The sequence below is a fragment of the Dysgonomonas sp. Marseille-P4361 genome, from assembly GCF_900343125.1.
Classification (GTDB): Bacteria; Bacteroidota; Bacteroidia; order Bacteroidales; family Dysgonomonadaceae; genus Dysgonomonas.
The window spans coordinates 342,103-353,930 of the sequence record NZ_OPYL01000002.1 but is presented as its reverse complement, the minus strand read 5'-3'; the positions used below and the strand labels follow the sequence as shown (position 1 = coordinate 353,930).

General features: G+C 37.4%; 11 protein-coding genes. 1 reads left to right on the top strand and 10 read right to left on the bottom strand.

Going from position 1 to position 11,828, the window contains the following annotated elements; translation table 11 throughout:
• Positions 1-32: 32 nt before the first annotated feature.
• The 9 genes from DHU68_RS05315 to DHU68_RS05275 all read right to left on the bottom strand — a co-directional run bounded on the left by DHU68_RS05315 (position 33) and on the right by DHU68_RS05275 (position 8,588).
• Complete coding sequence (locus tag DHU68_RS05315) at positions 33-737, bottom strand: porin family protein (RefSeq protein WP_108821945.1); 705 nt, start codon at positions 735-737, stop codon at positions 33-35.
• Between the two features lie 32 nt (positions 738-769).
• Entirely contained in the window at positions 770-1,996 is a 1,227-nt protein-coding gene (locus DHU68_RS05310; RefSeq protein WP_108821944.1) for a pitrilysin family protein, read from the bottom strand.
• Between the two features lie 71 nt (positions 1,997-2,067).
• On the bottom strand, positions 2,068-3,540 hold the full coding sequence (gene cysS / locus DHU68_RS05305) for a cysteine--tRNA ligase (RefSeq protein WP_108821943.1): 1,473 nt from the start codon (positions 3,538-3,540) through the stop codon (positions 2,068-2,070).
• Positions 3,541-3,584: 44 nt separating this feature from the next.
• A complete protein-coding gene (dusB, locus tag DHU68_RS05300) occupies positions 3,585-4,568 on the bottom strand; it encodes a tRNA dihydrouridine synthase DusB (protein WP_108821942.1) in 984 nt (327 codons plus the stop codon).
• Positions 4,569-4,686: 118 nt separating this feature from the next.
• Positions 4,687-5,373: a tRNA (5-methylaminomethyl-2-thiouridine)(34)-methyltransferase MnmD gene (gene mnmD / locus DHU68_RS05295; RefSeq protein WP_255412452.1), complete on the bottom strand. Its 687-nt coding sequence runs from the start codon at positions 5,371-5,373 to the stop codon at positions 4,687-4,689.
• 13 nt (positions 5,374-5,386) lie between these two features.
• Positions 5,387-5,863: a 2-C-methyl-D-erythritol 2,4-cyclodiphosphate synthase gene (gene ispF / locus DHU68_RS05290; protein ID WP_108821941.1), complete on the bottom strand. Its 477-nt coding sequence runs from the start codon at positions 5,861-5,863 to the stop codon at positions 5,387-5,389.
• A gap of 16 nt (positions 5,864-5,879) precedes the next feature.
• The gene (porV, locus tag DHU68_RS05285; protein WP_108821940.1) at positions 5,880-7,049 is read right to left on the bottom strand and encodes a type IX secretion system outer membrane channel protein PorV; all 1,170 of its coding nucleotides are present in this window, start codon (positions 7,047-7,049) and stop codon (positions 5,880-5,882) included.
• 130 nt (positions 7,050-7,179) lie between these two features.
• Positions 7,180-7,806: a fumarylacetoacetate hydrolase family protein gene (locus DHU68_RS05280; RefSeq protein WP_108821939.1), complete on the bottom strand. Its 627-nt coding sequence runs from the start codon at positions 7,804-7,806 to the stop codon at positions 7,180-7,182.
• 44 nt (positions 7,807-7,850) lie between these two features.
• A complete protein-coding gene (locus DHU68_RS05275; RefSeq protein WP_108821938.1) occupies positions 7,851-8,588 on the bottom strand; it encodes a polyprenol monophosphomannose synthase in 738 nt (245 codons plus the stop codon).
• Between the two features lie 225 nt (positions 8,589-8,813).
• On the opposite strand from DHU68_RS05275, the gene DHU68_RS05270 reads away from it, so the two are divergent.
• On the top strand, positions 8,814-9,656 hold the full coding sequence (locus DHU68_RS05270; RefSeq protein ID WP_108821937.1) for an energy transducer TonB: 843 nt from the start codon (positions 8,814-8,816) through the stop codon (positions 9,654-9,656).
• A 46-nt stretch (positions 9,657-9,702) separates the two neighbouring features.
• On the opposite strand, the gene DHU68_RS05265 is transcribed toward DHU68_RS05270, so the two are convergent.
• A complete protein-coding gene (locus DHU68_RS05265; protein WP_108821936.1) occupies positions 9,703-11,826 on the bottom strand; it encodes a Tex family protein in 2,124 nt (707 codons plus the stop codon).
• Positions 11,827-11,828: the final 2 nt, after the last annotated feature.

The following is an 11,828-nucleotide window of genomic DNA, read 5'->3' as shown; positions in this document are numbered from 1 at the left end:
AAAGCTCTCTCTTTTCATTATATATAATTTGTTTAAAATCGAAGACCTAAGAGTATTGATATATTTCTGTTTTTGAGAGTACTCCAACTCTCTCGGGTTATATTATTGAGACCTCTCTCATAATTCAGATTGATAGTATAAATATCATAGATGAAGCCAATACTACCTATTAAACCATAATCCAACCTTTTCCATTTATTCAAATCAAAAGTCTCGCCACTTCCTACTTGCAATGGTTCATATATTATATTTCCTCCATATGGAATAGTTGCTTTAGAATACTTATTTTCATAAGTTCCTTTGAAACCATAAGCTCCATATAGCCCCATATTTACATTAAAAGCGAAATTTCTAGTCAGATACACTTCATAACCTATTGCTAAAGGGATCTGAATGTAATTAGCAACAGTTGTCCTTACTGTATCCAGAATATAGACATCTTTCAGAGCTGTGGTCGTCTCACTATGAGCCTCTTGCTTCAATCCTTTCTTAGATACATAAAACCCTGTTTGCAGTTGGATATTTCCATAGATCTTATAGTTTATATTTACACCAACAACCGCCCCCAATTTAAGTTTATTATCTTCATTCTGCCCATTATTAACATCCATTTCAGCAAAGTTCAGCCCGGCATGGAGATCTGCTGTTAATTTTTTCTTTACTGTTTGTGCATCAGCACTAAACTGGAAACAACCTAATAAACAAAAAATGGAAAATATTTTAAAAAAAGTTTTCATAAAGCTTATATAATAGCACAAAGTTAAAATAATTAATTATATATCAATCGAAAAAGATTTCTTTCATCAAATATTTCATTTGCAACTTCCAGTACTTGCTCTGATGTTATTGAATCTACTTTTGAAAATATTTCATCCAGACTACTGAAATGATTATAATGCATAAAACTTTTGCCTAACGACATAGCTATATTCTCATGATTGTCATTCATCACTCCCAATTGCCCCATAAATTGCTTCTTAGCTTTGGATAATTGTAAGTCTGTCATTTTTTGCGTTTTCAGCTGCAATATTTCTTTTTCTACAAGCCTTAAGCATTTATCGACATTCTTCTTGTCGCACCCAAAATAGATAAACAAAACTCCGGTATCGGTGTATGAAGTTACAGAAGAATCAACCGTATAAACATACCCTCTTTTCTCTCTTAGCGACAGATTTAATCGGCTATTCATTCCCGGCCCACCTAGTATATTGTTCAGTAGTTTAAGAACTCTTCTCTGAGGATGATGAAGTGAATATGATCTGCCTCCTAATACAACATGAGCTTGAGCTGTATCTTTTTCTTCTATTTTTTTCAGAGAATCTACTTTCTGAGGCGATAACCTATCAAAATACTTTATTAATGAAGGTTTTATTGCTCCCATATACTTCTCTGCCCAATATATAATTTTCTTGAAATCTGTTTTACCCAAAGAAAAGAAAACGATATTCTCTGGAACATAATAACGATCTACAAATTTCCGTACTTTTTCTGTATCAAAAGTCAGTAGAGATTGTTCATCACCCAATATATTATGTCCAATAGCAGAATCTTTAAAAACAAGATTTTCAAATTCATCAAAGATCAATTCAGATGGAGTATCTTCATATGAATGTATTTCATCAATGACAACATCAACTTCTTTTTCTATTTCTATTTGAGGAAATTCTGAATTGAAAGTCAGGTCTGACAATAGCTCTATTGCTCTTTGAAAATGTTCTTCTAGAAAGGCCGAATAGATAACGGTTTCTTCTTTATTGGTAAAAGCATTCAAGTCTCCCCCCACGCTTTCCATCCGATTTACGATATGATAGGAACGTCTTTTCTTCGTTCCTTTAAATAGCATATGTTCAACAAAATGAGCCATACCATGCTCGTCCGGATATTCGTCACGAGTACCGGCATTTACAATGAAACCGCAATAAGAGACATTGCTAACTATTGGTTTGTGGACAATACGAAGCCCGTTACCCAATGTATGTGTTTGATAATTTATCATTTCTTCATAAAATTATAAAATGAAAATATAGGGGTCTGAAAAAATATAAATTATCTTATGAGTTATAACCTTTATTTCAATGTCCACTCTGTTCCGTCTTTACCATCTTTAATTTCAAAACCGGCTTCAGCCAATTGATTACGAATAAGATCTGAGGTAGCCCAATCTTTATTCTCCTTCGCTTTCTGACGAATATCTAACAATATATCTACAGCTTTACCAAAGGCTTCAACATTTGCTCCTCCTGATACTACCTGATTACGAATTCCTAATATCTCAAACAAGAACGTATCAAATATATCTTTTAACTCTTCTTTATCGGCTTTCGTCAGTGTGATATTGCCTGCACAAGCCGAGTTGATAATAGTGCTCGCTTCACTCAAGTGAGCAATCACCATTGCCGAGTTCAGGTCATCATTCAATGCATCATAACATTTTTGACGTAAACCTTGAAGACCTACACAAGACACACCTGACAGTGGAGCTTTTTCTATTCTTCCATAAGCTTCGAGCAATCGTTGCAGACCTTTTTCTGCCGCTTGTAAAGCTTCGTTACTGAAATCTACAGTACTACGATAATGCGCTTGAAGAATGAAGAAACGGATAGTCATAGGAGAATAAGCCTGAGTCAGCATCTTGTGCGAACCTGTAAAGAATTCATCCAATGTAATAAAGTTGCCCAACGACTTACCCATTTTTTGACCATTGACTGTAATCATATTGTTATGCATCCAATACTTAACAACACGTTTTTTCTCTATGGCAGTATTTTGTGCTATCTCACACTCATGATGCGGAAACATTAAGTCCAAGCCACCACCGTGTATATCAAACTCTTCGCCTAAGTATTTAATGCTCATGCAAGTACATTCGATATGCCACCCCGGAAAGCCATCGCTCCAAGGTGAAGGCCATCGCATGATATGCTCAGGAGAGGCCTTTTTCCATAAGGCGAAATCTATCTTATTCCGTTTTTCTTCTTGTCCATCAAGCTCTCGCCCTGAAGCCAGCATCTCTTCTATATTGCGGTGCGAAAGAATGCCGTAATCGAAATCTTTATTATATTTTTCTACATCAAAATATACAGAGCCATTACTTTCGTAGGCATAACCACTCTCCAATATCTTTTTTATCGCTTCTATCTGTTCTATAATATGTCCCGAAGCACGAGGTTCTATCGAAGGTGGCAATACATTCAGTTCTTCTATAGCTTTATGGTATCTGTTTGTATAATACTGAACAACTTCCATAGGCTCCAATTGCTCCAATCTGGCCTTCTTTGCTATTTTGTCTTCTCCCTCGTCCGCATCATTTTCCAGATGACCAACATCCGTAATATTCCTTACATAACGTACTTTATAACCTATATGGGAAAGATACCTAAACAACAAATCGAAAGTTATAGCTGGCCGAGCATGTCCAAGATGCCCATCTCCATATACTGTCGGACCACAAACATACATTCCCACATGAGGAGCATGAAGTGGTTCGAAAACTTCTTTTGTACGAGTAAGTGTATTATAAATTGATAATTTCTGTTCCATGTTGATTTATGTCGTTCGTTATATAGATATACAAAAATAGGTAATTATAGTGAGAATTGTGTAGGAATATCGTCCATTATAGCAAACAGTTCGTCAAGAGTCTCTGCCCGCAACATAGCTACACGCGTCTTTTTAAAGTCAGGTATTCCTTTAAACAAAGAACTGACAGCTATATGACGGCGACTATGGATAATACCTCCGCGTTCTCCTGAGTTCTCTACATTTTTATTTATCAGGTCTTTCAAGATCGTCAAATAGTAGTTGAACTCTTTTTTAGGCAGTAATTCACCTGTTTTCAGGTAATGTTTTACTTCTTCAAAAAGCCAGGGACTACCAATACTTCCGCGACCAATCATCACGGCATCCACACCTGTTTCATCAAATCGTTTTTTACAGATTTCGGGAGAAGTAACATCACCATTGCCAATAATAGGAATATGCATTCTCGGATTATTCTTCACAGCGCCAATAAGGCTCCAGTCTGCATCTCCGGTATACATTTGCGCACGTGTACGTCCATGTATTGTCAATGCTTTAATGCCGGTATCTTGCAATTCTTCAGCTAAATCAACTATTATCCTAGAATCATTGTCCCACCCAAGACGGGTTTTTACTGTTACCGGTATTTTTACTGCTTTTACTACAGCTTTTGTTATCTCCACCATCAGATCGGGAGTACGCATCATTCCCGAACCGGCTCCTTTACCTGCTACTTTCTTAACAGGACAACCAAAATTAATATCTAAAATATCAGGTTGAGCTTCTTCGCAAATTTTAGCTGCCTCTACCATTGCATCTACTTCGCGACCATAAATCTGAATAGCAACGGGGCGCTCTGCTTCGCTTATTTTTAATTTTTCGGTGGTTTTATTTACATACCGAATCAGGGCATCACTAGAAACAAACTCAGTATAAACCATGTCTGCCCCAAACTGTTTACACATCAAACGAAATCCCATATCTGTAACATCCTCCATAGGAGCTAAAAACACGGGAAAATCAGAAAATTCTATCGTATCTATTTTCATTAATTTATTCTTTCAAAAAGGATTACAAAGATAGTGATCAAAAGGAATAGATCAAGAGCATTAAACTTATCTTTTAAGATAATAAAGCCGCAGAAAACGTTAAAAATCAGATTTGTTTTTAACGTTTTGTTGCTCTTAGCATTTCTCTTTTTCCGGGAGGACCGGGAAGTCGTTCTGTAGTATAACCCGCCTGTTGCATCATCCGACGCACAACACCTTTGGCACAGTATGTCACTAATATCCCTTGCGCAGAAGACAGTTTATATAACTGGTTGAAAATATCCTGACTCCACATATCAGGTTGTTTATCTGGAGCAAAGGCATCGAAATAAATAAGATCCTGCTGATTGGTTATTTGAGAAAAGTCAAATTGTACAAAATCGGCATGGAGTTTTCGTAAATAAAAATTATCTGAAATTTTTACTTCTGCTCCCCATTCTGCATCATGTAACCGATAGAAGTAAGATAGAGAATCTGCTGACAGTTGATGAGGATAATTAAGTTCTCTTATCAAGTCCTTATCTAAAGGATAAGCCTCTATGGAAGTATAATAAATCACTTTATCACTTTTCTTGGCTTCGAGCAGGGTAAGGTACGCATTCAGTCCGGTACCAAATCCTACTTCAAATATAGAGATTGTATCTTTTTCGCAATGCTTCAATCCAGTCTCTATAAAAACATGATTCGATTCTTGTATCGCCCCATTTACAGAATGATAGTGCTCGTCTAGCTCCGAAACAAAGAGAGTATGAGACCCATCTGCTGTTTTTTCAATAATAGGTTTCATACTCTCTTCTCCTGCCATGTGTGTTTAACTATCATTTCTCAATCAAAGCAACAGCATATGCCGCAAAGCCTTCTTCGCGACCTACAAACCCCATTTTTTCCGAGGTTGTTGCTTTAATAGATATATCGTCTTCCGGTATATTTAATATCTCTGCTATTACTTTTTGCATTTGAGGAATGTGAGGATTAATCTTAGGACGTTCGGCGCATATTGTAGCATCTATATTCCCTATCTTATATCCTTTCTCTGTGATTACTTCCAATGTTTTCTTAAGCAACAGTTTACTATCTACATCTTTGTATTCACTTGCCGTATCAGGAAAATGAAAACCTATATCGCGCAGATTAGCAGCCCCCAAAAGAGCATCACAAATTGCATGTAATAAAACATCAGCATCAGAGTGTCCTTGAAGCCCTTGTGTATGTTCTATCTTAACACCACCAAGCCAAAGGTCTCTATTGTCAGCTAAACGATGGACATCGTATCCAAAGCCTACTCTTATCTTCATCCCTCAATAAATTGTTTTATCTAAATAAATTTTTCATACCATCAATATCAAATGCCAATGCAAAGCGCAATGTTTGATCCAATGGATTTTGTTGTGCTGTTGCCAGCATATAAGCTACATCTAGCTGGAAAGCAGTCAACTTAAACCCTGCACCAAAAGTCAGGTATTGACGGTTTCCTTTATATTTGTTTTCGTAAAAATATCCTGTACGAAGACGGAACTTATTATCAAAGTCATATTCTGCACCTAACGACCACATTATTTCTTTTAGCTCTTCCGAAAAACCACCGGGAGCATCACCGAAAGATTTGAATATACCTGTTATAGGGCTAATATCACGGTATTCTCTCATTCTACTTTCAAAGTCAGATAATTCTTCACCATCTTCTCTAAGAGGAGGTGTAGGAACTAATAACTTATTCAGGTCGAGACTAAATGATAAAGTACTCACATCATTCACCGGATACATTAATGATGCACCTATGCGCATATTAGTTGGAAGAAAGTCATTTGTAACTCCGTCGTTGTTCGATATTTTTGTACCGATATTGGAAATATTGAATCCAAAGCTCAATAAACTTTCTGATTGACCTAAGTTGATATAAGATTCGTTATATCCCGAAATATCAGCTGCAAAAGCATTCCCGGCTGAGGTTTCACCGTTATCTGCACCCGAATAGTCTGCTCTGATATAGCGTACAGCAACCGATCCGGAGAATGTTTCTGTCAATTTACGAGAATAGGCTACATCCACTGTGAATTCGTGAGGACTAAGGATTAATCCGTCAAAAACACCTGATGCATTAGCAACTTTCACATCGCCAACAGAAAAATAACGAACAGAGGCACTCAATGCCTGATTGTTTTCATTTCCTAATTTGTAATAACCTACTCCATATACAAGAGCAATGTCATTTACTATTTTGCGTAGCCAAGGAGTATATGAAAGTCCTACCCCTGCTTTACTTACTGCAAATGCATATTTTGCAGGATTCCAATGTTGAGAATAAATATCAGGAGCTGTAGCCACACCTGCATCCCCCATACCTCCGGCTCTGGCATCAGGAGCAATTCCTAGCGATGGCATAGCTGTTGTTATAGGATTCATTTCTTTTTGAGCAAAAACACTAAACGAAGCCAAAGCTAAGGCTCCTACTAGCATGCTTTTCTTTAAACTATTCTTCATTGATCTTTTTTTATTTCTTTTATAAAAATACTTTGGTTAAGGTAATTATAAGTTTGCATTATATTACATATATAGATAACATTTTTTTATAGTCTTTATTGTTTTATACAATAAATTTAACATTCGAACATTAGCAAATATTCAAATCTAACACGATATCTCCTTCTAGCGTCCCCACAAGATGATTACCGATAGCTACTCGCCCGACTCCCGCCGGTGTTCCCGTAAAGATTAAATCACCAGTCTTCAGCGTAAAGAAACGGCTTACATAAGCCACAATTTTATCAACAGAATGAATCATATCGGAGGTATTTCCCGCCTGAACGGTTACACCGTCTATATCCAACTGAAAATCGAGCTGTTGTATTTCTTTTTCATATTTATCTTTAGGTATGAAAGATCCGATTGCAGCTGAATTGTCAAAAGCTTTGGAGATTTCCCACGGAAGTCCTTTCTTTTTCAGTTCGGCCTGTATATCTCTTGCCGTAAAGTCTATACCTAGCGTTATTTCTTTGTAATAACGGTGGGCAAAGCGCTCAGCTATATTTTTACCCATCTTATCTATTCTGACAACAAGTTCTGTCTCGTAATGAATATCGGAAGAAAAATCAGGGATATAAAATTGATGTTTATCTCCGCTTAGCAATGCTGTATCGGGTTTCATAAACAAAACAGGATCATCGTCGGGGTTAGACAATGGTCTGTTCATTTCTTTATTGTGAGATTGGTAGTTAAGACCGACGCAAATAATTTTCATACGAAATATTTACAAACTTTAAATTATTTGCAAAGATAGGTTATTTATTTCTTTTTTTTGATTCCTCCGAATAATTGTCGGAAGCGCATTGTTATAACTCCAAAAACTCCTTCGGCAAAGATACCCGAATTCATCTTAGAAGTACCCAACATACGATTTACAAAAACAATAGAAACTTCTTTAATCTGAAAGCCTAAGCAATAGGCTGTATATTTCATTTCCACCTGAAAAGCATAACCTTTGAAACGAATATCATCCAGATCGATTGTTTCTAAAACATTTCGCTTATAACAAACAAATCCTGCTGTAGCATCATGTACTTTCATTCCGGTAATAAAACGGACGTATTTAGAGGCAAAATAAGACATCAGTACACGTCCCATAGGCCAATTGACGACATTTACTCCGCTATAGTAACGAGAACCGACAGACATATCTGCTCCCTCTTCGGCACATGCGGAATACAAGCGCAATAAGTCATTCGGATTGTGAGAAAAATCTGCGTCCATCTCGAACACATATTCATAACTACGATCTAGCGCCCACTTGAATCCGGCGATATAAGCTGTCCCTAAGCCTTGCTTCCCTGCTCTTTCCAAAAGATGTAATGTTTCGGAATATGTCTCTTGCAAGCTTTTTACAATACCGGCTGTACCATCGGGCGAATTATCGTCCACAACGAGTATATGAAATGATTTAGGTAAGTCAAACACCGCTTTGATTATAGCTTCGATGTTTTCTTTCTCATTATAGGTGGGTATTATAACAATTGAATCTGACATTGGCTCTCTTTACTGCTTATTTGAATAACAAATGTAATACTTTACGAAGTTATACATAAATAATTGACTACAAAAAAAGTAAAAATAAGGTGTATCACAATGCACTACAATTACTTTTTAAAACTTAATTGAGATTTTTTAATCTTCATTTATGGAAATTAAAGCATTCAGATATCTATTAGATAAAAAGGGGAAAGATTAACTAACAATTTAAAACTTACAATTATGAAAAATTTAGCTAATTTAAACTCCACTGAATGGTGTGACATTGTTTTCGAAAATAAGAATAAAGAATATGGAGCATTTGCTCTTCGTCAAACATCGTGGAAAAGACATGTACTTGCATTTTTACTTATTCTGACAGCAACATTGTTAGTATCTTTTCTGCCTCTGATTATGGAATCTGTATCGGCTAAAACAGCTGAGATAAAAGTAACGATAGATGGTGAACGAAAGGTGACAGTTATGCAGAAACCGGAAGAGAACATTGCAGACCTTTTACCTCCTACGGCTCCGGAACCTCCTAAATTTGTGGAAATGAAAAAATTTGTACCTCCTACTATAGTAGATAACGATGAAGTTACGGATGAAGATGAAACCATGATGACTATGGAAGAATTGACAAAAGACAATACTACAATTGGAGCCTTTAATGTAGAAGATGGTTCTACCGACGAAAATGCAGTGAGAAAAACTATAGAAAATCTTATTTCGGGGGATGGTGATTCTGGAAAAGGGAAAGATGGTGGAACTACCCCTGTATCTATTGCCGAAATCATGCCTCAATTTCCAGGAGGAGAAGCCGAAATGTACAAATTCATCAAGGATAATCTTAAATATCCGGTTGTGGATCAAGAAACTGGAACTCAAGGTAGAGTAACCATACGATTCGTTGTAAGCAAAACAGGAGAGATATCCAACATTGAAGTTCTACGAGGAGTTAGCCCTAGTTGCGACAGAGAAGCCCTAAGAGTAGTAAAAAGCATGCCTAATTGGATACCCGGCAGACAAAATGGGAATACAGTACCGGTATATTTCACATTACCTATAGTATTCAAACTAAAATAAGCAAATAAACAGAAAACGAGCCGCTAAATAGTGGCTCGTTTTCTGTTTATTTCTTCATCGAGAGTTGAACTCTTTTTCTTCCTAAGTCAACAGACAACACCTTCACTTCCACATGCTGGTGCAATGAGACTACCTCTGTGGGATCTGAGACAAATTTATCAGCGAGTTCCGATATATGTACCAAGCCATTCTCTTTGATACCAACATCAACAAAGCAACCAAAGTTCGTAATGTTCGTTACTATTCCGGGAAGTACCATTCCCTCTCGCAAGTCTTCTATTGTCCTTATATTAGGATCAAACTCAAATACTTTTATACCTTTCCTAGGATCTCGTCCCGGCTTATCCAACTCTTCTATGATATCGTTGAGCGTTGGCAAACCTACTGAATCGGTTATGTATTTGTTTAGGTCAAGCGATTTTTTCAATTCTTTATTTTCGATAAGATCTTTGACTGTGGTCTTCAAATCTTTCGCCATCTTTTCTACGATATGATAACTTTCCGGATGCACAGCTGAATTATCCAGAGGGTTATCAGCACCTGCAATCCGCAAGAAACCCGCAGATTGTTCGTAGGCTTTCTCGCCCATGCGAGGGACTTTCTTCAACTCTTTTCGTGACTTAAAAGCTCCATGTTCGGCACGATAATCTACTATATTTTGAGCCAATACAGGACCTAATCCCGACACATACGTCAACAAGTGTTTACTAGCTGTATTCACATTTACACCCACTAGGTTTACACAGCTTTCGACAGTGAGGTCAAGAGACTTTTTCAATTTAGATTGATCTACATCGTGCTGATACTGCCCCACTCCTATCGATTTAGGGTCTATCTTTACCAATTCCGCTAAAGGATCCATCAGTCTCCGCCCGATAGAGACTGCACCGCGGACAGTTACGTCATAGTCAGGAAACTCGTCTCTGGCAATCTTAGATGCTGAATAGATAGAAGCTCCGTTTTCGCTGACGACAAAGACTTTTACTCCTTTCTCGTAACGCGTATTTGTAATAAATCTTTCTGTTTCGCGACTAGCTGTCCCATTACCTATAGCAATAGCATCTATATTATAGGTAGTTACCAGTTTAGACACTTTCGATGCAGCCTTATTGTACTCATTTTGAGGAGGATGCGGGTAGATTGTTTCATTATGCAGTAGATTACCTTCGGCATCAAGGCAAACTAACTTACAACCAGTACGATAGCCGGGATCTATACCTAATACTCTCTTTTGCCCCAATGGTGGAGCAAGCAACAATTGGCGCAGGTTCTCTATAAAAACTCTAATAGCCTCTTCGTCAGCTAGTTCTTTCGACAGAGCAGAGAACTCTGTTTCGATAGAGGGTTTCAACAGTCTCTTATAAGAATCTTCAATCGCATCCGCAACATAGTTAGTAGCCTGATTATCATTGTCTCCTTTCAGAAAACGTTTATCCAATCTCTCCAAGGCAGTATCTTCGTCAGGGGCTATATTGACCTGTAAAAAACCTTCAGCCTCACCTCTCCTAATTGCCAAAATACGGTGAGAACTAGCTTTACTCAACTTCTCCGAAAAATCAAAGTAGTCTCTATACTTATCTCCTTCCTCTTCCTTACCTTTCACCACCTTAGAGGTTATTACTGCCTCGCGTTGAAAAAGATTCCGAATTGTATTACGCGCATATTCGTCTTCATTTACCCATTCGGCAATAATATCCTGAGCTCCCGAAATGGCTTCTTTTGTATCTTTCACCTCACCCTTTACATATGTCTGGGCTTTAGCTTCCACATCGATTGGCTGTTGAGCCATAATGACTTTAGCCAATCCTTCCAGACCTTTCTTACGAGCCTTTTCTGCACGTGTCTGACGTTTTGGCTTATAAGGTAGATAGATATCTTCCAGCTCGGATGATACCCATGTATTCTCAATACGTGTTTTTAGCTCGGGAGTTAATTTTTCTTGCTCTTCTATCGACTTAAGAATAGTCTCTTTCCGCTTCACTAGCTCTTGCAACTTATCATGTTGCTCTTTGATTGATCCAATCTGAACTTCATCTAGTCCACCAGTTACTTCTTTGCGATAGCGACTAATAAATGGGATTGTCGCACCTGAGTCTAACAGTTCAACAGTCTTGCTAATTTGCGAAGCTTTAATATCTAAAGCTTTTGAAATAAGGTCTATTATAATCATGA

Excerpts from the sequence above, each read along its gene's own strand:
- DHU68_RS05315 (WP_108821945.1), bottom strand. The coding sequence starts at position 737 with ATGAAAACTTTTTTTAAAATATTTTCCATTTTTTGTTTATTAGGTTGT.
- DHU68_RS05310 (WP_108821944.1), bottom strand. The coding sequence starts at position 1,996 with ATGATAAATTATCAAACACATACATTGGGTAACGGGCTTCGTATTGTC.
- cysS (WP_108821943.1), bottom strand. The coding sequence starts at position 3,540 with ATGGAACAGAAATTATCAATTTATAATACACTTACTCGTACAAAAGAA.
- dusB (WP_108821942.1), bottom strand. The coding sequence starts at position 4,568 with ATGAAAATAGATACGATAGAATTTTCTGATTTTCCCGTGTTTTTAGCT.
- mnmD (WP_255412452.1), bottom strand. The coding sequence starts at position 5,373 with ATGGCAGGAGAAGAGAGTATGAAACCTATTATTGAAAAAACAGCAGAT.
- ispF (WP_108821941.1), bottom strand. The coding sequence starts at position 5,863 with ATGAAGATAAGAGTAGGCTTTGGATACGATGTCCATCGTTTAGCTGAC.
- porV (WP_108821940.1), bottom strand. The coding sequence starts at position 7,049 with ATGAAGAATAGTTTAAAGAAAAGCATGCTAGTAGGAGCCTTAGCTTTG.
- DHU68_RS05280 (WP_108821939.1), bottom strand. The coding sequence starts at position 7,806 with ATGAAAATTATTTGCGTCGGTCTTAACTACCAATCTCACAATAAAGAA.
- DHU68_RS05275 (WP_108821938.1), bottom strand. The coding sequence starts at position 8,588 with ATGTCAGATTCAATTGTTATAATACCCACCTATAATGAGAAAGAAAAC.
- DHU68_RS05270 (WP_108821937.1), top strand. The coding sequence starts at position 8,814 with ATGAAAAATTTAGCTAATTTAAACTCCACTGAATGGTGTGACATTGTT.
- DHU68_RS05265 (WP_108821936.1), bottom strand. The coding sequence starts at position 11,826 with ATGATTATAATAGACCTTATTTCAAAAGCTTTAGATATTAAAGCTTCG.